Source organism: Sorangium sp. So ce375 (assembly GCF_051473855.1).
In the GTDB taxonomy this organism is placed as follows: Bacteria; Myxococcota_A; Polyangia; order Polyangiales; family Polyangiaceae; genus Sorangium.
The window spans coordinates 2,610,768-2,630,985 of sequence record NZ_CP150335.1; the positions used below are offsets into that span (position 1 = coordinate 2,610,768).

Consider the following 20,218-nt stretch of genomic DNA (forward strand, 5'->3'; position numbering starts at 1 on the left):
TCGGGTCCACCACAGGCTCGCTCTGGATCACCGAGGATCAAGGCGATTCATGGCAGTCGATCTCAAGCCACCTGCCGCCGATCTACCGCGTCCGGTTTATGGCCTGATATCGCGCGACATCGCCGCGCGCCTCCTGGGCAGACCGCTGCTGCTCTTGCCCGGGTGGTCGCAGTCGGTGACGATGTGCAGGGCGCAGATCATCTCCTTCGCGCCGGACTAGCTGAACGGCTGTCGCGCGGCCTCGCGCGACAGGGCGCTCTCCTCCTGGCGAGGTTGCAAAGCTCGGGGTTCTGCACAGGCGTCAGCGAGGCGACGCCGCCCCGTTGCCGGAGAGGCGTCGTCCGTCCTCTGGCATCGCCACCTCCGGCAACGTCGCGGCCTCCACCAACGCGTCGCAGCATTGCGTCCGATCGAGTCATCTGATGGCCTCGCACCGAGGGCTTGACATGTCGGGTTGGCCGTCGGCTACGCTACCTTCCCACGATGCGCAGGAGGGGCGCCAGGGGTCGGATGGCCATGCAGTGGAGTGACGCGACCGACCGCGGCGTCGCGAGCGCAGCGCGCAAGCACATGGTGTGGAACGGCCGCGTGGGAAGCCGTCGCTGGCCGACATACAGGCGCGCTGTCCGGGTCGCAATTCCCCTACTCGTCCATGCCTCCCGACAACGCTGATGGCACGATATATCCCCTTCCAAAATAGGGGCGGACATTCCGATCTTTTACGGATGGAGTACATTGGATGCAGCCCTTCGAAGACCTGGCTATCCCGCACTCGATTGAGACTGTAGAAGGTCAACGCGCTGTCTGGATCGCTGGTCCGAGGTGCCTGCGCCATGAGGTCGTCGGCGCGGCACATAACCCGGACCAGATGCGGCGGGTGGTCTCGGCCGTGCACGGTCGAACGGGCGCATTCATGCAGGCATGGCTGCTATCTGATCCGCAAAACCCCTACGACCCGAATGCCATCGTCGTATGGGTGCTCGGTGGGAAGGTCGGCTATCTGCCGCGCGAGCTGGCCTTCCAGTGGAAGCCCATCTTCGCCAACCTATATGGCCGGTACGGAGCTCACGTGGCCTGTCAGGCACAACTCGATCCGCCGTCCCACTCGAATCATGGGTCCTTCGGCGTGGTGGTCTGGCTCCCTGCCTTGCCATCGCCTCAACCAACGCCATCGCAGCGTGTACCCTCGTCAATGATCGCGCCGGCGCCGCAGCCCGCGGCTGTGGCCCGGCCAGCACTCGTCTCGGTGCCGACGGCGCAATCCCCGCCGTTCACGGCGGCCGTTGCCGGGCAGTCGCTGCCGTTGGCCGCACAGGAGCTGGAACAGCTCCGCACGGAGTTGAGGGCCGCCCAGGGCGATATCGCCCGCGCACAGGCCGAGGCGAAATCGGCGCAGGACTCGACCGCCGCAGCGCATCGAGAGCTCCGGGCTACCCAGGAGGCACTCAAGATGGCGACGCGTGATCCCGACGAGCTCGAGCGGATCCGAGGCGACATCTTGCGCGCCAAGGCGGAGTTCGAGGCCGCGGATCGTGCGCTTCGGTCCATCGAGGAGGCTCTCGAGATCCAGTCGTTCGGCTTCTACGCGCCCAAGTATGGGTTCGAGTCGTCCGCGCAATACACCGCTCGCCTCAAGGGAACGCGCGACGAGCAGCAGATGCTCATCAAGGAGGACAAGGCGGCGCCGTGCGACACCAAGTGGTCCGTCGGCGGTAGCGCCGCTGAGGGCAAGAAAATGATCCGCCAGCAGTCGAAGCTGATGCTGCGAGCCTTCAATGGTGAATGCGACGCTGCGATCGCGAAGGTTCGGTATGACAACGTCACGACGCTGGAGCAGCGGATCACGAAGGCCTACGACGACATAAACAAGCTCGGTGAGGTCCAGCGCGTCTTCATCTCGCGTCGGTACTTCGACCTGAAGCTCGCCGAGCTGCACCTCGTGCACGAGCACCGCGAGAAAGTCCAGCAGGAGAAGGAAGAGCAAAAGCGCATCAAGGAGCAGATGCGCGAGGAGCAGAGGGCCCAGGAGGAAATCGATCGCGCCAAGGCCGATGCCGAGAAGGAGGAGGCCAAATCGGCAGCCGCGCTCGCTCGGGCGCGCGCGGAGCTGGCCGCCGCGGACGCAGCTGCGGCCGCCGAGGCAGCCAGGATCGAGGCTGCGGGAGTCGAAGCGGCCGCCGCAGAAGTCGCGCGCGCCGCGACGGCGAAGCAGCACGAGAAGCTCGAGGCCCTCGTGAACCGCCTCGAAACTGACCTCAAGGACGCGCTTGATCGGAAAGCGAAGGCGATCGCGCGCGCGCAGCTGACGAAGTCCGGCCACGTCTACGTGCTGTCGAACATCGGTTCGTTCGGTGAGGGCATCTACAAGATCGGCATGACACGCAGGCTGGAGCCGCTCGAGCGTGTCGACGAGCTCGGCGACGCGTCAGTGCCGTTCCCGTTCGATGTGCATGCGATCATTTACTCCGAGGACGCGCCTGCGCTGGAGGGCAAGCTCCATCGTGCCTTCGCGGCTCGCCGGGTCAATATGGTGAACCATCGCAAAGAATATTTCCGCGTCACGCTGGAGGAAATTCGCGACACCGTCCAGAGCCTCCACGGCCTCGTGACGTTCTTGCTCGTTCCACCGGCCGAGGAGTACAGGAAGACACAGGCGGCTGCGGACGCGTCTGGCACTGGGCTCGCTGCTGCTCCACCACCAGAGCTCGCTCCCGCGGTGAGCTCCTTCGCGAGCGAGCCGTGAAAGGCACGGCGTGCGGCGAACCAGGCCATACGCGTCACTCTCCAGGCGCAGTACCAACTACCGGTTCTTGGTGCGACCGCCATTGCCGCCGCGTCGCTTCTGCATCAACTCGCGTTTCCCGGCACGTTCCTCTGGCTCCTCACCCTGGGAGCGGTGTTCACGTTGGTTCTTGTTTTCATATAAAGCTGATGGCGCCGCCTGGCTTCCCCGTCGATAGGATGAGTCGTCTCCTACTTCTTCTTTCTGCTCGACCAGCTCTCGACCGGCAGGTCCTGAAATCGCTGAAAATCTCGAACATTCGCCGTTACCAAGATCAAGTCGTTGCTCTTTGCGATGGCGGCGATTTGCCCGTCCACGAACGGTGCCGGCGTTCCCTTCCCATCGAGCCGAGCGCGCTCATTGGCATGCCATGCCGAGGCCGCGGCGTCGTACGGCAGGATGGGAAAGGACACGTAGACGACCTCGCGCAGGTACGCCTCCAGAGCCGTGCGCCGCTTGCCTGAGGGCAGGAGCCGACAGCCGTACCACAGCTCGTGCCACACGGGGGCGGCGAGCGCGCTCTCGTGCGCGTGGGCCTCGATCTTCGCGAGCATCGCCTCGTCGGGTGCCTTCTTCATCGGCTCCGAGATCGTGGAGGTGTCGAGCAAGAAGCGCGGGCTCACAGCTTTACCTTTCGACCCGGCGAACGGTCGCGAACGGACGCGGCGAAGTCGCGTTCCAGGCCCACCTCCTCGAGGACGAACCTCTTCCGGAACGCACGGTAAGCGCCGCCGAAGCTCGGTCGATCCGAGCGCAGCCGCTCGAACTCCTCCCGGGACAGGACGACCGCAACGGGGCGGCCTCGCCGGGTGAGTTCGACGGCTTCACCCGCTTCCGCTTGCTCGATGATGGCGGGAAGTTGGGCCCTAGCTTCTGCGACGGAGTAGCGACGCGCCATGCTCAAAATGTACATCAACATGTACATTAGTGCAACGGGGCGGGATGGCGCGGGCAGCTTCACCTAGGCAGTCGACTCGTCCTCGGCACCTCGAGCCAGTTTCTTGGTCGCGGGCACATGCGCCGGTCGCGGCCGACCTCGGGACGCCGAAGGGCGAGGATCTCGTGGGCGCTGAGGCCGTGGTGCACTGCGGCGCGTATGTCGAGGAGTGAGGGACGCGCGCGCAGTTCTGGGAGGCGAACGTGGAGGGGCGGCGCGGGCGCTCGAGTCGGCGCGCGCCGCCGGCGTGCGCCGGTTCGTCCACGTGGGCACCGAGGCGGCGCTCTTCGATGGCCACGATCTCATCGATATCGACGAGGCGCGCCCCTATCCCGAGAGGCAACTCTTCCTGTACTCGGAGACGGAGGCGGAGCGGCGCGTGCTCGCCGCGAACGATCCCGGCGGCATGACCACCGTCTCCATCCGCCCGCGCCTCGTCTGGGGTTCAAGGGACACGACCGTGCTTCGCATGGCCCGGGAGGGAGCTTCGTCTGGCTCGACGGAGGCGGGGCGCGCACGTCGACCACGCACGTCGCGAACCTCGAGCACGCGGTGCAGCTCGCCCTGGAGCGAGGCCAGGGCGGGCGCGCCTGCTTCGTCGCCGAGGACGGCACGCGCACGCTGCGCAATTTCCTGACGGCGCTCGCGTGGACGGAAGGGGGGGGTGCTGCCTCGGCGCAGCGTGCCGAGCGCCGTCGCCCTCCCGCTCGCGGCCGCGATCGAGGGCCTATGGCTCCTCCTCGGCGTCCGCTGGGCACCGCCGATGACCCGCTTCGCCGTGGCCATGATGTCGCGCTCGGTGACCATGAAGACCAACCGCGCCCGCGCCGAGCTCGGGTATGCGCCCGTTATCGGCGTGGCAGAGGGGTTGGAGCAGCTCTCGGCGGCGCGCTGACGCGGGACGAGGCGCGGTTTCAGCCGCCGCCGTGGGGGCTGGGCGTGACGGCTTGATGCCCGCGGTGCGTTCATTTCGCACGGGCGTCGCGGCGCTGCGCAAACAGCCAGCGCCAGGTCGCATCCTCGGCGTAGACATCGACGAACACGATGTGCCCGCCGCGCGCGAACTCCGTGAGCGTGAGCGCATCGTCCGCGGATGCGCCGGTACCGGGACGCCAGACGACCCGGCCTCCGTCGAGCACCGCGGTCGAATCGGACCCCGGCGGATAACTCAGCATCAGATTGCCGCTCGAGGTACCCCGCAGCGCGGCGATGGCGGACACCCAGGTCGCAGACATGTAGTTGGGCACGACCTCGTCGTCGAAGGCGTGGAACGCGCGCACCGGGAGCGTGCGCAGACCCGCCGCGAGCTCACCCGTCTGCGGGCAAGCACCGCAGATCGGCAGCGCAGCCGCCAGCCGCTCCGGATGGGCAGCGGCGTAGCGCCAGGTTCCGCACCCTCCCATGCTCGGACCGGTGAGATAGATGCGGTCGCGATCGATCTCGCGCGTTGCGAGCAGGTAGTCGAGGAAGGCGTCGATCTTCGCCGCGTCCCATTCGCCGGGCGACTGCGGCGCGGCGATCAGCACGCCGGCGTCGAGGAGCGAGGATGACGTGCCGAACAGGCGCGCGTACGCCAGATAACGCAGCGGAGGCAGGCGGTGGACGATGGCGCGCGGGTACGTGCCGTCACCGCGGCTGCCCCCGCCGTGCAGCACGAGCAGGAGCGGGCGCGGCCCCGGCTCCGGCGGCACGTACTCGACATATCCATAGGGCGACGCCGTCGATCCAATGGGATGTACCTGGACCATCAGGGCAGGGATCACGTAGCGCAGGGCGAGCAGCACGAACCCCGTCGCCGCGACGACAGCCTGCGTCGCCCTCCTCGCGCCGCGAGCCCAATGCGCCCCTGACACGCCCCCGAGCCTACCGTGCGCCGAGCATGGGGGCCATCAGGGTAGTGCGCTCGGCAGCTTCCGGCGCGAGCGCAGCTCGCCCTTGATGCGCAGCAGCTCGCCTCCGGGCGGTCGTCGGGCACGCCGCGGAGAGCCGCCGTGTCCGCCGGAGCACGGCCGCCCGCCAGGCACGCCGCGCGCGGCGCGGGAGCGTGCCAGTGCCTCGGCTCACTCACGCCCCCGAGGTTTGCTGGTAGAGTGGCGAGCTCGTGCCGCGACCACCGGCACGATGAAAACCCCCTCCGCCCGGCGCTGCACGAGCGCGCGGGCGACGCCGACAGACGCTGAGCCGAGGAGACCCATGTGAGCGCTCGAATCCCTCTGCAGCCTTTCCCGCAAGGCTGGTTCCAGGTCGCCACCTCGGACGAGCTGTCCACGGGCGGGCCCGTTCCGCTCCGCTGCTTCGGTCAGGATCTGGTGCTGTTCCGGACGCAGGACGGCGAGGCCCGGGTCCTCGACGCCCACTGCCCTCATATGGGCGCGCACCTCGGTGTGGGCGGGCGCGTCGAGCAGGGCGGCATCCGGTGCCCGTTCCACGGATGGGTGATCTCCGGCGAAGGGAAGTGCGTGCACATCCCCTACGCGGACACGATCCCTCCGAAGGCGAGGACCCGCGCCTGGGAGGTGCGGGAGCTCGACGGCCTGATCCTGGTCCACCACGCGCTCGGCGGCGAGCCCGCCGCCTTCGAGATCCCGCCGCTCGCCGAGGCGCGCTCGACGGAGTGGTCCCTGAGCCACGGCAAGCGCTGGAGGGTCCGGACGCACGTCCAGGAGGCCCTCGAGAACATCGTGGATCCGGCCCACTTCGTCACGGTGCACGGCATGCTGGTGCCGCCCCGGACCGAGATCGAGGTCGAGGGCCACATCATCCGATCCCGATCGGTGGTGAAGCAGAAGGGCCCGGGAGGGCAGGTGGTCGACGGCACGATCACGTGGGAAGGCCACGGCATGGGCTACGGGACGATCCGCTTCACCGGCATCGTCGAGCTCCTCTTCGTGAACACGGTCACCCCGATCGACGATGAGCTCATCGACATCCGCACCGCCTTCTGGCTGCGCAACGACGGCGCGCAGCGCCTCGGCCAGGCCCTGGCCGCGGAGATCTGCCGGCAGATCGAGGAGGATATCCCGATCTGGGAGAACAAGATCTACCGCGCTCAGCCCGTCCTGTGCGCCGGGGAGAAGGGCATCATGACGTTCCGCAAATGGAGCAGCCAGTTCCTCTGAGCCGCGGAGCGCGGCGGCGGAGCCTAGCCGAGCGGCGCCGGATCGACAGGGAGCTGGTTCAAGGGCCGAAGCACCTTGCCATCGAGGAAGGCGCGGATGTTCTCGACCGCCTGGCCATAGAGCAGGCGATAGCCCTCCTCGGTGACATAACCGAGGTGCGGCGTGATCACGGTGTTGTCGAGCGCGAGCAGCGGGTGATCCGCGGGCAGCGGCTCGGGCTCGAAGACGTCGAGCGCCGCGCCGGCGATGCGCCGCGCGCGCAGGGCGGCGAGCAGCGCCGCCTCGTCGACGATGGGGCCGCGCGAGGTGTTGACGAGGAACGCAGTCGGCTTCATCCGCTCGAGCTCGGCCGCGCCCACCAGCCCGCGGGAGCGAGGGCTCAACACGAGGTGGACGCTGACGACATCGGCGCTGGCGAAGAGGTCGTCCTTCGTGACGAGCCGGGCGCCCACCTCGGCGGCGCGCTCGGCCGTGAGGTTCTGGCTCCAGGCGATCACCTTCATGCCGAAGGCGCGGCCCACGTGCGCGACCTGGCCGCCGAGCTTGCCGAGCCCGACGAGCCCGAGCGTCTTGCCGTTGAGGCCGAGCCCGAGCGTCGTCTGCCAGCGACCCTCGCGCGCGGCGCGGTCCTCGGCCGGGATGTGCCGGAAGAGCGCAAGGATGAGCCCCCAGGTGAGCTCCGCCGTCGGGTAGGGCAGCATGTCGGTGCCGGAGACCTGGACGCGGCGCTCGGTCGCGGCAGCGAGATCGATCGAGGCGTTGCGCATGCCCGCCGTGATCAGCAGCCGGAGGCCGTCCAGCTTCTCGAGCAGCGCGCGCGGGAACGGCGTGCGCTCGCGCATCAGCACCACGGCCTGGAAGGCGCGCAGCCGCGCGGCCAAGGCGTCGGGATCGTCGACGTGGTCGGTGAAGGCCTGCACCTCTGCCGCCGGGTGGAGGCTTCGCCAGTCGGCCATCCGGAGCGCCACGCCCTGGTAGTCGTCGAGGATCGCCACGCGCATGGTTGCTGCCTCTCGCATCTCGGGTGATCTCGACTTCTAGCCGATCCCGCTGTCCTCTGTTCCGAATCCCTCCGCGAGGGCAGACTGAGGCAGGTCCTCGCGTGCTCGTGCCCGCCCCCAGCTCGCCCCTCTCCAGCGTCGTCGGCGCCGTCGGTGTCGTCGGCGTTGGATTCCGCCCCGAGCTCGCCGCCGATCTGCTGGCCGCGCCCGATGCGGTGGATTTCGTCGAGGTCGTCGCCGAGGCCTGCTTCGCGAGCCCGGCCGCGCGGCGCGAGGCCTCCGCCATCGCGCGCATCTGGCCGGTGGTGCCTCACGGCGTGAAGCTCTCGCTCGGCAGCGCCTCGGGTATCGACATGGATCGCGCGCGCCGCCTGGGGGCGCTCTGCCGTGAGCTCTCGGCCCCGGTCGTGAGCGAGCACGTCGCGTTCGTGCGCGGCGGCGGCCGGGAGATCGGCCACCTCACGGCCCTGCCGTACACGATCGAGGCGGCGCGCGCCGTCGCGAGGAACGTCGCCGCCGCCCGGCGGGCGCTCCCGGACATCCCCCTGCTGCTCGAGAATGCGGCGTGTACGCTGCGGTTCCCGGGCGACGGCCCCGGGGAGGGGGACTTCTATGCCGAGGTCGTCGCCCGCACCGGGTGCGATCTGCTCCTCGACGTGGGCAACGTCTATGCGAACGCCGTCAATGCCGGCGTCGATCCCGGGGAGCTGGTCCGAGCCTATCCGCTCGAGCGCGTGGCGATGATCCACATCGCCGGCGGCGTGATGGAGCACGGCTTCTACTTCGACACGCACGCCCATCCGGTCCCTGCGCCGGTGTTTGCCCTGCTCGCCGAGGTCCTCGCTCGCACCGGGCCGCTCCCGATCCTGATCGAGCGCGACGGCGATTTCCCGCCCTTCGCCGCGCTCGCGGCCGAGATCACGACCGCGAGGGCGATCGCTCGGTCCGCGCCGTCGCGACCGACGTCGACCCGACCCACGTCGGCCGGTCCCACGTTGGCGTCGACCCGACCGGGGTTGCCCGCCGGCGCCTCGTCCGCAGAGGCGTCGGCGCTCGCCGAGGTCCAGGCCCGCGTGGCCGAGCTGCTCACCTCGCCCCTCGATCCACCGCCGGAGTCCGTGGGTCCGTTCGACGCCGAGGACGTCGCCCGATCGCGCGCGATCCTCCAGCGCAAGCGCGTCGACGACGCGCTCCCGCTCCTGCCGCGGCTCTCGTCTCACCGCGAGGCGGCCGCGCGCCTCGCGGCCCGGTGCGTCGAGGCGTCGCCGCGGGCCCCGAGCCTGACCGCGGTGGCCGACGCGCTCCGCGTCGCCGCGGCGGCGGCGGCTGACCCCGGGCTCGCGCCCGAGGCGATCGTCGATCGCTTGCTGCTCCACGCCCGCTTCGTCGGGCCCGCGGGCGACGGGAGCGTGCGACCCAGGATCCTGCCGTTCATTCGGCGAGAGCGGCTGCCGGGAGGTCGGGTAGTCTGGGCCATCAAGGGGATTGGCTCGAGCGCCGAGGTCCGGCTCGTCGAGCCGCGAAGATAGACCATGAACGAGGGATCCATCGCCAAGGGGAGCGCCGTCTCCAAGCTGCCGGCGCAGGTGCAGGCGCGGCTCGTCGAGCTGAAGGAGAGCCTGGAGCGGACGCTCGGCGACGAGCTTTCGTGCCTGCTCGTGTACGGGAGCGCGGCGCGCGGCAGCTACCGCGACGGACAGAGCGACGTCGATCTGATGGTGGTGCTCGAGGAGGCCTCCCGCGAGAGCCTCGACGCGATCGCCAACGCGCTCCAGATCGCGCGTTACGCGGCCCGCATCGAGGCGATGATCCTCACCGCCGCCGAGATCCCGCGGGCCGCGGACGTGTTCCCGCTGCTCTACGACGACATCCGCCGGTGCCACGTGCTCCTCTCCGGCCGCGACCCGTTCTCGGCGCTCGTGATCGACGGCAAGAACCGCCGCCTGCGCGTCGAGCAGGAGCTGCGCGAGGCGCAGATCCGCCTCCGGCGCGCCGTGGTGGACGGGATGGGCGCGGACGACGCCCTGAGGGGCGCGATCTCCCGCAAGGTGAAGCAGATCCGCGGCCCGCTCCACGCCCTGCTCGGCCTGCACGGGATCGAGGGCGACGACGATCTGGGCGCGGTGCTCGCCGGAGCGGGCAAGCTCCTCGGCGTCGACGTGGCCCCGCTGAAGAAGGTCCACGAGGCGCCGGGCGCGGCCTACGCGGCGCTGGTGGAGCTGCTCGCGCGCGCGGTCGACGACGTCGACCGGCTTGAGCACCCAGAGGCGGCGCCATGATCCACGAGATCTTCGACTTCTTCCCGTTCAACATGGCGTCGGGGCCGGCGTTCCTGCTCTTCTATCTGGCGCTCTCGGTCTGCGGCCTCATCGTCGCGATCCTGGTGCGCAGCGCCGTCGGCGCCTCCCTCGATCGATCGGCGCAGCCGAGCGGCGCCGCGGCGGTCGCGGAGACGCCGGGGGGCGCGCCTTACCGCTCCCCGGCCTACGCGCGTGCGCCGCAGCGGGAGCGGCTCTCGGCGGGCTGGATCCCCCAGTCGGACGAGTACTGGGCCATCGCGTACCTCCGTGACGAGAAGAAGGGCGTCGCCGCCACGCTGATCGCGGTCGCGATGGCCGCGGGCTGGCTCGTCCCCGCGGGGGACGCGAAGGACGCGCCTCAGGCGCTCCACCTCATGGTCGGCTCGGCCCCGCCGGACCGGGTGCTCGCGGCGTTCTTCAGCTCGCTCTCGTCGAGGGGCGCGCACGGCGATCGGATGGTGGCGCTCTCGCTCGATCAGGTGCGCGCCTCCGCCGACCAGATCGCGGCCCGCTTCGAGCAGGAGCTCCGCGGCGAGCTCGCCGCTGCAGGGATGCTCCGCCCGCAGGGGACGATGACGGCCCTCTCGGCCGTTGTGTGGGCGGTCGGTATCGGCCTGCTCGGCGTGGGGCTGATCCGCGCCATCCGCGCGGAGGAGCTCGATCGGCCCTACACGTTCCTGGTGGTGGAGATGATCGCGCTGCTCGTCGCCACGTGGATCGTGGCGCGGACCGCGAGCGCCTACAGCACCATGAAGTCGGACTACCTCAGGTGGCTCGACGACTCGACCGTCTCGCTCCGCTCGGACGTCGCGAGCGGCCGCCGCCGAGAGGCGGTGGACATCGGCTTGACGGTCGCCGCGAGCGGCACGGCGGCGCTCGCGATGTCGCCGCTCTTCGGGCCGATGGTCTATGCGATGACCCCGCCCCCCCCGGTCTCCACGGGCGGCGGCTCGTCCGGCGGATCGAGCTGCAGCTCGTCGAGCTGCGGCGGCGGCGGCGGCTGCGGAGGCGGCGGTGGCTGCGGCGGTGGCGGTGGCTGCGGCGGGTGACGCCCGCTTCGAGGTGCTCGACGCCCTCGGCCTGTGCCGGCTCACGCGGCGCACCGGCGATCTCGACGGCGCGGTGCCGCTCCGCGTGGCGAAGGCGTGCGTGCCGCTGCTCGAGGGCAACGCGTTCGGGCTGCAGATCACGCTGGCGCGGCCGATCGAGGTGCGGCGGCGCCTCGGGTCGCTCCGCGCCGAGCCTGCGGGCGAGCACCGCGAGGCGCTCGTCCGGGCCCACAGCGCCGCGCTGCCCCGGCTGGTCTCGCAGGGCTTCCTGGCGCCGGAAGGGCCGTGGCACAGGGCGCTGCGCGGCGGCCTCGCCTGGACGTGCCGGAAGGGGCTGGGGCCGCCCCGCCTGCGCCTGTGGACCGGGCTCCTCGTGCGCCCGGACCCGGGCCTGTGGCTGCGCGTGGCGGGCGCGGCCAACCGCCGGAACGTGCTGATCGAGGTGAGCGAGGCGTACCTCGCCGACGACGGCGCCTTCGTCCCGCTGGTGGTCGAGCTGCGCGTCCGCGACGAGGCCCCGCAGCGCCTGCGGCTCGAGGGCGAGATCGCCTGCATCGCGCCGGTGCTCCCCGACGTGCAGATCGAGGCGTGCGCGCTCGCGGACGCGCCCGAGGTGGGGCGGGCGCACGCGGAGTTCTATGACGCGAAGTACTTCGCGGTGAAGAAGGGCCAGGTGACCCGCAAGTACCGGCGCCTCGTGGGGGGCGCGGCGGGGCGGCGGAGCGCCAGCGCGGATCGGGGGAGCGCTGGAGCTGAGGGCAAGGGGAGCGCGGACGAGGGGAGCGCTGGAGAAGAGGGTGAAGGCGAGGGGAGCGCAGGCGATGGGGGCGAGGGGAGCGCAGGCGATGGGGGCGAGGGGAGCGCGCGAGAGGGCCACGCTGGGTCGGCGCGCGTGCGGCTTGTCGTCGCCGGGCCGGCGGCGCCGGAGATCACCGAGGTGACCGAGGTCACGACCGCGGCCGGGCCCGATCCGGTCCCATGGCGCGGGAGGGCGCGGCGGCTCGCGTCGATCGTGGTGAGGAACGCCGTCCCGTTCCGCGCGACGTTCGACGGACACACGCTCGCCGTCGCGCCGGAGGCGCCGCGCCTGGCCGACGGAGCGGCCGCGGTGGAGCGCACGTTCGCGCAGGCCTTCGGCGACGATTTCATCGCCGCGAACCGCGGGGCGCTCTGGTACCTGACGAAGTACTTCACGCCGCACCCGCCGGGTGAGCCGCACTTCTTCGTGAAGCCGTGGGCCTTCATCCGGACGCCGCCGGGCTGGTCGAGCCTGCTCGATGGGTTCCACGGCGACGGCTACGACGTGATGCGCGGCGTGGTCGCGACCGACGTCTTCTTCGCGACCCCGGCGGTGTTCCACGTGCGCCGGCTCGGGGCGCCGATCGAGGTGCCCGAGGGCGCGCCGCTGCTCCGGATCGTGCCCATCCCGCGCGCGCTGCTCCGCGCCGGCTTCCGGGAGGCCCGCTTCCTCGATGCGTGAGCGGCGTGGACGGCGCGGCTGCCGAGCTTCTATGTGCTGGATAACCAAGATGATTTCGCTCTTCGAGCGCCCTCGCGGAGCGCGCCCGTGAGCGAGCGATGGATCTGGCCCGGGGCGGAGCGCGGTCCGGTGAGGCTCTTCGACGAGCTCGCCGCGCGCGGCTTCTCGGTCCTCCGCGGCGACGCGGCGCTGGCGCCCGAGGAGGCCGCGCGGGCGCCGTGGGGCTTCGCCGAGCGGCTCCTCGGTGCGAGGCCGCTCCTCGTGGAGCGGCAGCCGATCAAGGCCGTGCCGGGCGGCAGGTCGTTCGCCTCGAGCTCCGCGGCGGCGCCGCTCCACACCGACAGCCAGTGCTTCGCGGGCGCGCCGCCGGCGACGCAGATCATGGCGTGCGTCAGGCCCGCGGAGCGCGGCGGCGGCTGCCTCTTGCTCGACGGCTGGGCGCTGCTCTCGACGATCGAGCGCGCCGATCCCGAGCTCTTCCGCGCGCTGTTCACGGTGCACAGGCGCATCCCCTTCGTGTTCGGCGATTTCTTCGGGCCCACGGTGTCGCTCCGCGGCGGCGCCCTCGCGCTCACGCACGCGCCGGTCGTGCCGCCGGGGGACGCGATCGCCGCGCGCCTCGCGCGGTTCGTCGAGGCGTCGCGCCCCATCGAGCTGTCGCTCGGCCCGGCGGACATCCTCGTTGTCGACAACCGGCGCATGCTCCACGGGCGGCGGGCGTTCGAGGGGGCGCGCGAGTTCGTGCGGCTGCTCGTCTGGATGGAGGCGAGGCTCCCGTCGCCGCCCGTGTTCCACGCGCTGGCCGCCCAGGTCGCCGAGGCCTCCTCGCGCCGCCTCGCCGCCGCGCCGGAGGCAACGCGGCGGCGGCTCGGCCTCGGCGCGCCGCCGGCGCCCGAGGCACGCCGCCGCCTCGGGCTGATCCTGGAGATGTTGCGCGGCGTCCCGCCGGGGGTCCTCGCCGCGCGCGAGCGCATCCCCGAGCCCGAGCTCTACCGCCTCCGGGACGCGGCGCTCGCCGCCGCCGAGGAGGCGCTCGCCGGCGACGTGGAGGGCGCGGACGACGGCGCGCTGGCCGAGGCGATCGCGCGGATGAGCCGGGGGTGAGCGGCGGTGTCGAGGGGCAGGAGCCTGGCGCTGTGCGAAGAAGAGCCCGCCCATCCGAGGGAAGTTGCGTGGTCGGCGCTGTGCGCGTCTGCCCGGCCCACGCGGTCGCCGTTGCGCTGGCCCGGATCGAGGGCCGTGTGTAGCATCGCGCCGTCATGAGGATCGCGTCGCTCTGGGCCAAGGGCTACCGCAGCCTCCGGGATGTCCGCGTCGACGATCTCGGCCAATTCAACGTCTTCTACGGCCCGAACGGGAGCGGCAAGTAGAACATTCTCGAGAGCCTCAGGACGCTCTTCCGGCTGGCTGCCGTGATCGCGGAGACAGGGGACTTATTGCCCGATGGCGGCGCTGCGAGAGCGATCGAGAGCGGCGTCATCAGCCGGCGGGATGTCTGCGCTCGCGGCACATCCAGGTCCATCGTGCTGGGAGCTCGGCTTGCTGCGCCGCCAGAGACGCTGGTGCCCGTTGGGTTGCTTCCTGCGGCGGAGCTGGCCGTGGAGGTGACCTTTGACTGGACTCTCGAGCACCAGCCGAGCCTCTCGTTCACGTCGCTCTACTCCGGGGAGAGCGACCTGATGGTGCTCCTGGAGCCAAAGTCGCAACCGTACGAAACGAATGAAGACTATAGTCTTCGTATGCGCCAGCGCGACCAACTGCGGGCGCTTTTGATCGAGCTCTCGGCCCGCGCGTACGCGCTTGTGAGCGCGGACCGCCTGCCTCGGCCGGAAGGGACCTCCGCTCCGCCCAAGGGGGAAGACATCGTGGCGTGGCACCTCCGCGCCGGCCGTCTGAAGAGCGCCCTGCTAGCCGCCCAGCTCAGCCCGAATCACGAGGTCCGCCGCAAGCTCGCCGCATTCCGCGCCCTGCTCGCGGGCGAGCCACTTCATCGTCCACACTTCGCTCCGGTCCAGGATCCGCGCACTGGCGAGATCGATCTGCGCGAGCTCCTTCCGGAGCCGAATCCCGAGGGCCGCGATGTATCCATCGACCTCGCCGGTCTTGGCATCGCACAGGTCTACGCGATCCTGGCGCAAGCCATGCTTCTCGGCGCACGCGCTGTCGGCATCGAGGAGCCGGAGGCCCACCTCCATGCCCCGACGAGCGGTCGCGCCCTGCGCCAGCTGCTCGTCCGCCTCGTCGAGGAGCAGCACATCGACCAGCTCTTCATTGCGACTCACTCCAACCTGTTCGACCTCGATCCGACAGGATATTACGACGTCTCGCTCGACGACGGCAGCACGGTGGTCGAGCGCGCGGACCTCTCGCGCATCGATCGCGAGCACCTGTATGAGCCAGGCCCGGCGAAGCACGCGCTGGAGAACCTCCTCCAGTATGCGCCGGAAGACGAGGTCGTCTTCCGGCACCCCGACGGCGCGGGCGTCACGGCCAAGGAGATGCTGAGGCTCCTCCAGGAAGACGACGCCGTAGCCTTGCGCTTCCTGCAGGATATCCACGGCGCCGCCGTGCGCATGGTCAAGGTCCAGTCGAAGAAGCGTCAGGCGGGCTGATGGCGCGATTTCTGGTCTTCGCGGCGTGGACCCGAGCGCGCGCGACCAGCGCGCTCCGCCGCGCTCTTCGGCGTTGGTGCGCCGCGGCCACCAGGATAGATTCTCGAGGCATGGCGTCACGTCCTCTCGGAGCGGCCGCGCTGTACGGGCTCGTCCTCGCGTGCGCGGCGTGCAAGCCGGCGGCGCCGCCGCTGCCGGCGCATGTGCGCATCTCCATCGACGGCGCCGTCATCAGCCCGGCCAAGGCGGACGGCCGTCAGTGGGACGGGATGGGCGCGGTCCCGGCGGAGGCGCTCTCCGCCATCGGCGGTCTCCTCCGCACGAAGCACCCTGTCGCGGCGGCCGCCAGCGTGGCCGGCTTCGCGGTGGAGGCGGCAGGCGCCGGGACCGAGCCGCCGGAGCCCTTCGGCTCGGCGGAGCTGTTCGTGGGCGGCCGGTCGCTCGGGAGGCGCGCGCTGGATCGCCCGGGGCAACGCGACACCTGCACGCCTGGATGGAACGGTCCGCCGACCTGGTACCGCGTGCCGCTCACGCCGGATGTCCACCTGCGCGGTGAGCTCATCGACAGGGACCTCGTGAACGACGATTTCATCGGGCGGTTCGCGATCCACCACGGTCACCTCGTCGAGGCGCTCCGCGCGCGCACGGTCTATCCGGTGGCCGTCGACAACCAGGCCGCCGGACAGGTGCTGTTCGTCTGGATCGAGGTCTGGCCCGAATAGCGGAGCAGACGTGGACCGCCGACGTGGCGGCACGACGTCACTTCCGGAGCGCGGCGGCGACGAGCTCCGGGTTCAGCCGCGCTTCGGCCGGAGCTGGAGCGTTCTTGAGGAGCTTCGCCTTCGTCATCGCCTGAGCCGTCGCGTCGTAGGCCGCCCAGAGCGACCGCTCCTTCGCGGATCGGTCGAACATCTGCTGATTTCGCGCGAGGTCGAGCAGGCTCAGGCCCGCCATGCTCTTCTCGAGCTCGTCGACCTTCATCCCCTGTGCCTGCGCCATCATGCCCGGGGCCTCGGCCGGCCGCGTCTTGCAGAGATCGAGCGCCCTGTCCCAGCCGCGCAGGAACGCCACGATGTCCTCGCGACGCTGGGCGGCCGTCTCTCTCGACACGAGGAGCACATCGACGATCTCATCCGGGATCTCCGTGCTCGAGAAGATCTGCCGCGCGCCTTCGGCCACCGCCTGGGACAGGAACGGCTCCCAGCTGACGGCGGCGTCCACCTCTCCTGCCTTCAGCGCGCGGGTGGTCTCCTCGAGCGTGGTCTGGACGATCTCCACGTCGGACGTCGACATGCCCGACAGATCCAGCGCCCTGATCAGGAGAAGATGGTTGATGCTGGCCAGATCGGCGGCCACGCGCTTGCCCTTCAGGTCGCGCATGGTCGCGATCCCCTCCCGGGCGACGATCCCGTCCGCGCCGTGCGAGGTGTCGAGCGCCATGATGACCTGGGGATCGAGCCCTTGATCCGCGAGCCGCATGGCGTCGAACAACGTCGACGCCGTGATGTCGAGCTTCTTCTCGACGAACGCCCGATGCACGTCCGTCCCGTTGCTGAACGTGATGAGCTCCACGTCGACGGGCGCGTTCAGCTTGCGCTCCGCCGCGACGTAGAGCGGGGCGTATCCCACCCAGACCACGAGCCCCACGCGGAGCGGCGTCGGAGCCCGGTTGTTGCACGCCGCGGAGAGGAGCGCGAGCAGGGCGACGAAGGCGAGGAGACATCGAGCGCGACGATCATGCATACGGGTCTCCGAGGCGCGTCGGGACGTTGTTTCCTGGAAGGCGCTGCGGCGGCACCGCCGCGGGATCACGACGGCCCGGGGGCGGCGCGGCCGCGCGGAGGCCGAGGAGCGCGGCCATGAAGAAGGCGAGCGCGACACAGCCGGAGCTCGCGAGCATCCGGAGCGCCGCGGCGAAGGCGAGCGAGTCGACCTCTCGCCGCTCCATGAGGAGCTCTGTGGCGCCGACCATGGGCTGGGCCGTGATGCCCCACGCCTGACCATGGTAGATCGGTCGGATGATCGTGAGCTCGCTCCGCTCGTCGAGCAGCTGGACGATCGGTTGGTCGCTGCCGCTGTCAAGGAAGCTGCGCAGCAGCGGAGACGTGCTCGACGTCCCGACCTCGGGCCGATAGCTGCTGGCGATGATCTTGCCGGCGAGGTCGGTCATCCGCACCCGCCGGACGTTGCTGATGAGCGCGCCGTTCGCCAGGATGCGCTGCATCGTGGGCGACGACCCCTCATCGTGCAGCGCCTGCAAGCTGTAGTTGAAGAGGCTGGCGATCGCGGCGCCGTGTCGCTCCAGCGCTGCAGTCTCCGCTTGCCGTGTCTGATGATATGTCAGCGCCGAGACGATGACCGGGAAGGCCAGGAAAAGGAGGCCGAGGCGCAGGGCGACCTTCGCTGAAAACCCCCGCAGCACCCTGGATAATCCACGCGGTCGCTCCTCTCCTGCGCGCGTCAGCCCCTCCATGTAAAGTACGATACACCGTCCGCCGTTTGACCCGCGACACTTATTTCGGCCCCTGACGACGACTGGCGAGGTTCCGTCTCAGGCCGACGAGACGTGGGACCGCCTTCGTCCACGAGCTGACTCGACGGCAACGACCCTGGCACCCTCAAGGACCCTGGCGGGGAGCGTACCTCTCCTCGTCCGGGGCGGGCTCGAATCGACGCGGAGGGAGCGAGGTGCGCCGAAGCTCACCGAGCGCGGTGGCCGGACGGGTCGAGGGCGTCCGAGAGCTCGCGGCCAATGACCCTCGCGCGCAGCGGCGCGTCGTCCGGGAAGGTGATGACGGTGCCCTCCCTCGCCGCCGTGACGTGGGCGCCGCGCCGTACGAGGAGCTCTCTCAGCGCCTTGTCGTCGAGCCAGGCGTCTCTGACCCTGGCGCGCAAGGCGCGGAGCCGTCCTGCGGTGTCCAGCGACGACAGCGCGATGAACGTCGGGTGAGGCGGCTCGGCGAACGTCTCCATTTGATAGAGCAGCGCGGCGGTCGCGCCGCCGGGGTCGTCGCCGCGGAACCAGGCGCCCACGTCGCGCACCTCGAGGCGCGCGCAGCGGGCGTAGAGCGCGCCGGCGTCCGCGCCGGCCGCCTGGTAGAGGCGCTCGGCTACCGCGATGAAGCGGGGCCGGACCTGGGGATTGAAGAAGACGCGGCCATAACCGTCGCCGAACGTCACCGTGATGTCGGTGAGAGCACGGGAGTCCCCGGGACTGGCCTCCTTGACAGTGACGGTCCCGTCGACCACCTGGCTCAGCACCGCGTCGAGCGCGGGCGTGAGCCGCCCGCCTGTCGCGATGTCGCCCAGGGATGCGGCGGTGAGCGGCGGGGCGGGCGCGCCGACCACCGGGCCGGAGCCGCCGGGAGGCTCGTGCGCAGGGGCCTGGGCACCGGCATCCGGCGCGGGGGGCCCGAGGGCGCCCGCCTCGCCGACGCGCGCGAGCCAGAGATCGACCTCCCACCCGATGGTGTCGAAGGGGCCGAGCTTGATGCCGTTCTGGAGACGCACGCGGCTCTGCTGGCACGCGTGGTCGAGGCGCTGATGCTGCTCCTGCGCCGGTTCGCTCCTCGGGCCCGGCTCGCCCTCGCCACGTCTCTGGAGCGCGAAGAGCGCGAGCCCTGCGAGCGCGGCGACCGCCGCTCCCAGCAGGACGTTGCGCCCCCGCCGCGGGGCATTCGTGCGGACCGTCATCGACTTCGCGGTCTCGTCGACGGCGTGGAGCCCCGCGATGCGCGATACCATGGGCTCCGAAGCGGGTCTCGGCGACGGGGCCGTCCTGGTCTTCGCCTCCTGCCGCTCGACCAGCTTCGACGTATCGCCGTCGACGTCGATGCGCGCGTCGACCGCGGCGTCGGGCGCCCGGACGGTCGGGACGCCCGGGCCGCTGCGGAGGATTCGCTCCAGCGACGCGCGGGATCGCTCCGGCGCGAGCGGCGCGAGCGCCTCCGCGAGCTCGGCGACGGTCTGAGGGCGCTGATCCGCGCGCTTCTCCAGGCAGCTCAGGATGATGCGCTCCAGAGCGGCAGGGATGTCCGGTCGATGGGTGCGCGGCGGCGTCGGCGGATCGACCGCGATGCTCACGAAGAGCGCTGACGGCGACTCGCCGTGGAACGGCAGGCGGCCGGTGAGCATCTCGTACAGAATCACGCCGAGCGCCCAGATATCGGTCCGGGTGTCGACCGCTTGCGCGCTGCGGACGTGCTCCGGCGACATGTACGATGGAGAGCCGAGGACCACTTCCTTCGCTGTCAGCCTTCCTTCGTTGTCGAGCGTGCCCGCGTTGAGCGCCTTCGAGATCCCGAAGTCGATCACCTTGATCTGGCTCGATCCGTCTTCCTTCTCCGCGAGGAACAGGTTGCTCGGCTTGAGATCGCGGTGGACGATCCCGAGCGCGTGCGCTTCGGCGATCGCCTCGCAGACCTCGAGGACGTAGGCCACGGCGTCCTCGGCCGAGAACGGGCCGAGCCGATCGATCCGCTCCGCGACGTTGAGCCCGCGAAGGAATTCCATGACGATGTACGGTAGGCCCGCCTCGGTCGTGCCGACGTCGATGACCTCGGCGACGTGCTCGCTCGTGATCGCCGCCGCGGCCTGCGCCTCGCGGAGGAAGCGGGCCACGTCCTGCGGCTTGCTGTGCGCCGCGGGGAGCAAGAACTTCAGCGCGACGCGCCGTTTCAGGGTGGTGTGGCGCGCCGCGACGACGACCCCCATCCCTCCCTGGCCGATGACATGCTCGATGCGATACTTGCCCCCGATGAGCTCGCCGGGCTCCGGCATCCCCGGCGGCGTCTCCGGTCGTTCGGGCTTCCCTCCCACGCCGCTCATCGAAGGTCAGCCTACACGACGCGCGCGACGGGCGGACGTGGAATCTCGGCGGCTCCGTACCGGAGAGGATGGCGCGGATGCGCCGACCTCAGCGCGCGGAGGCAGAGAGGA

19 protein-coding genes are annotated in these 20,218 nt (G+C 70.7%); 12 read left to right on the top strand and 7 right to left on the bottom strand.

What is annotated here, in order from left to right; all coding sequences use genetic code 11:
• The first annotated feature begins 49 nt into the window (after window positions 1-49).
• Both WME90_RS10020 and WME90_RS10025 read left to right on the top strand, forming a co-directional pair.
• Window positions 50-220: a hypothetical protein gene (locus tag WME90_RS10020; protein ID WP_437280859.1), complete on the top strand. Its 171-nt coding sequence runs from the start codon at window positions 50-52 to the stop codon at window positions 218-220.
• A 519-nt stretch (window positions 221-739) separates the two neighbouring features.
• The gene (locus WME90_RS10025) at window positions 740-2,743 is read left to right on the top strand and encodes a DUF4041 domain-containing protein (RefSeq protein WP_437280860.1); all 2,004 of its coding nucleotides are present in this window, start codon (window positions 740-742) and stop codon (window positions 2,741-2,743) included.
• Between the two features lie 230 nt (window positions 2,744-2,973).
• On the opposite strand, the gene WME90_RS10030 is transcribed toward WME90_RS10025, so the two are convergent.
• Together WME90_RS10030 and WME90_RS10035 are read right to left on the bottom strand one after the other, a co-directional pair.
• Window positions 2,974-3,405, bottom strand: coding sequence for a type II toxin-antitoxin system VapC family toxin (locus WME90_RS10030; protein WP_437280861.1), 432 nt, complete (start codon window positions 3,403-3,405; stop codon window positions 2,974-2,976).
• Window positions 3,402-3,701 carry a type II toxin-antitoxin system Phd/YefM family antitoxin gene (locus tag WME90_RS10035; protein ID WP_437280862.1) on the bottom strand — a complete coding sequence of 100 codons (300 nt, stop codon included), beginning with the start codon at window positions 3,699-3,701 and terminating at the stop codon, window positions 3,402-3,404. The genes WME90_RS10030 and WME90_RS10035 overlap by 4 nt, the downstream gene beginning before the upstream one ends.
• 283 nt (window positions 3,702-3,984) lie before the next feature.
• On the opposite strand from WME90_RS10035, the gene WME90_RS10040 reads away from it, so the two are divergent.
• Both WME90_RS10040 and WME90_RS10045 read left to right on the top strand, forming a co-directional pair.
• Complete coding sequence (locus WME90_RS10040) at window positions 3,985-4,356, top strand: hypothetical protein (RefSeq protein ID WP_437283591.1); 372 nt, start codon at window positions 3,985-3,987, stop codon at window positions 4,354-4,356.
• 27 nt (window positions 4,357-4,383) lie between these two features.
• Entirely contained in the window at window positions 4,384-4,614 is a 231-nt protein-coding gene (locus tag WME90_RS10045) for a hypothetical protein (protein WP_437280863.1), read from the top strand.
• A gap of 70 nt (window positions 4,615-4,684) precedes the next feature.
• Here the strand turns inward: WME90_RS10045 and WME90_RS10050 are convergent, their stop codons facing one another.
• Window positions 4,685-5,572, bottom strand: coding sequence for a hypothetical protein (locus WME90_RS10050; protein WP_437280864.1), 888 nt, complete (start codon window positions 5,570-5,572; stop codon window positions 4,685-4,687).
• A 342-nt stretch (window positions 5,573-5,914) separates the two neighbouring features.
• Between WME90_RS10050 and WME90_RS10055 the strand changes: the two genes are divergently transcribed.
• The gene (locus WME90_RS10055; RefSeq protein WP_437280865.1) at window positions 5,915-6,838 is read left to right on the top strand and encodes a Rieske 2Fe-2S domain-containing protein; all 924 of its coding nucleotides are present in this window, start codon (window positions 5,915-5,917) and stop codon (window positions 6,836-6,838) included.
• Between the two features lie 23 nt (window positions 6,839-6,861).
• Here the strand turns inward: WME90_RS10055 and WME90_RS10060 are convergent, their stop codons facing one another.
• Window positions 6,862-7,839: a D-2-hydroxyacid dehydrogenase family protein gene (locus tag WME90_RS10060; RefSeq protein WP_437280866.1), complete on the bottom strand. Its 978-nt coding sequence runs from the start codon at window positions 7,837-7,839 to the stop codon at window positions 6,862-6,864.
• Window positions 7,840-7,940: 101 nt separating this feature from the next.
• On the opposite strand from WME90_RS10060, the gene WME90_RS10065 reads away from it, so the two are divergent.
• The 7 genes from WME90_RS10065 to WME90_RS10095 all read left to right on the top strand — a co-directional run bounded on the left by WME90_RS10065 (window position 7,941) and on the right by WME90_RS10095 (window position 16,002).
• On the top strand, window positions 7,941-9,368 hold the full coding sequence (locus WME90_RS10065) for a DUF692 domain-containing protein (RefSeq protein ID WP_437280867.1): 1,428 nt from the start codon (window positions 7,941-7,943) through the stop codon (window positions 9,366-9,368).
• 3 nt (window positions 9,369-9,371) lie between these two features.
• Window positions 9,372-10,118, top strand: coding sequence for a nucleotidyltransferase domain-containing protein (locus tag WME90_RS10070; protein WP_437280868.1), 747 nt, complete (start codon window positions 9,372-9,374; stop codon window positions 10,116-10,118).
• Window positions 10,115-11,188 carry a hypothetical protein gene (locus WME90_RS10075; protein ID WP_437280869.1) on the top strand — a complete coding sequence of 358 codons (1,074 nt, stop codon included), beginning with the start codon at window positions 10,115-10,117 and terminating at the stop codon, window positions 11,186-11,188. Before WME90_RS10070 ends, WME90_RS10075 begins: the two co-directional genes overlap by 4 nt.
• Window positions 11,154-12,668 (top strand): hypothetical protein, encoded by a 1,515-nt coding sequence (locus tag WME90_RS10080; protein WP_437280870.1) that lies wholly within the window; start codon window positions 11,154-11,156, stop codon window positions 12,666-12,668. The genes WME90_RS10075 and WME90_RS10080 overlap by 35 nt, the downstream gene beginning before the upstream one ends.
• An 87-nt stretch (window positions 12,669-12,755) precedes the next feature.
• The gene (locus WME90_RS10085) at window positions 12,756-13,772 is read left to right on the top strand and encodes a TauD/TfdA family dioxygenase (protein ID WP_437280871.1); all 1,017 of its coding nucleotides are present in this window, start codon (window positions 12,756-12,758) and stop codon (window positions 13,770-13,772) included.
• 308 nt (window positions 13,773-14,080) lie between these two features.
• Complete coding sequence (locus tag WME90_RS10090) at window positions 14,081-15,280, top strand: AAA family ATPase (protein ID WP_437280872.1); 1,200 nt, start codon at window positions 14,081-14,083, stop codon at window positions 15,278-15,280.
• Between the two features lie 110 nt (window positions 15,281-15,390).
• Window positions 15,391-16,002 (top strand): hypothetical protein, encoded by a 612-nt coding sequence (locus WME90_RS10095; protein ID WP_437280873.1) that lies wholly within the window; start codon window positions 15,391-15,393, stop codon window positions 16,000-16,002.
• Window positions 16,003-16,039: 37 nt separating this feature from the next.
• Here WME90_RS10095 and WME90_RS10100 read toward each other — a convergent pair whose 3' ends face one another.
• The 3 genes from WME90_RS10100 to WME90_RS10110 form a co-directional block, all read right to left on the bottom strand.
• Complete coding sequence (locus tag WME90_RS10100) at window positions 16,040-17,023, bottom strand: ABC transporter substrate-binding protein (protein WP_437280874.1); 984 nt, start codon at window positions 17,021-17,023, stop codon at window positions 16,040-16,042.
• Window positions 17,016-17,702 carry a hypothetical protein gene (locus tag WME90_RS10105; protein ID WP_437280875.1) on the bottom strand — a complete coding sequence of 229 codons (687 nt, stop codon included), beginning with the start codon at window positions 17,700-17,702 and terminating at the stop codon, window positions 17,016-17,018. Before WME90_RS10105 ends, WME90_RS10100 begins: the two co-directional genes overlap by 8 nt.
• Window positions 17,703-17,980: 278 nt before the next feature.
• Window positions 17,981-20,107, bottom strand: a complete 2,127-nt coding sequence (locus WME90_RS10110) for a serine/threonine-protein kinase (RefSeq protein ID WP_437280876.1) — start codon at window positions 20,105-20,107, stop codon at window positions 17,981-17,983.
• Window positions 20,108-20,218: the final 111 nt, after the last annotated feature.

Coding starts and splice junctions, on each gene's coding strand:
- WME90_RS10020 (WP_437280859.1), top strand. CDS start 50: ATGGCAGTCGATCTCAAGCCACCTGCCGCCGATCTACCGCGTCCGGTT.
- WME90_RS10025 (WP_437280860.1), top strand. CDS start 740: ATGCAGCCCTTCGAAGACCTGGCTATCCCGCACTCGATTGAGACTGTA.
- WME90_RS10035 (WP_437280862.1), bottom strand. CDS start 3,701: ATGTTGATGTACATTTTGAGCATGGCGCGTCGCTACTCCGTCGCAGAA.
- WME90_RS10060 (WP_437280866.1), bottom strand. CDS start 7,839: ATGCGCGTGGCGATCCTCGACGACTACCAGGGCGTGGCGCTCCGGATG.
- WME90_RS10070 (WP_437280868.1), top strand. CDS start 9,372: ATGAACGAGGGATCCATCGCCAAGGGGAGCGCCGTCTCCAAGCTGCCG.
- WME90_RS10075 (WP_437280869.1), top strand. CDS start 10,115: ATGATCCACGAGATCTTCGACTTCTTCCCGTTCAACATGGCGTCGGGG.
- WME90_RS10095 (WP_437280873.1), top strand. CDS start 15,391: ATGGCGTCACGTCCTCTCGGAGCGGCCGCGCTGTACGGGCTCGTCCTC.
- WME90_RS10100 (WP_437280874.1), bottom strand. CDS start 17,023: ATGCATGATCGTCGCGCTCGATGTCTCCTCGCCTTCGTCGCCCTGCTC.
- WME90_RS10110 (WP_437280876.1), bottom strand. CDS start 20,107: ATGAGCGGCGTGGGAGGGAAGCCCGAACGACCGGAGACGCCGCCGGGG.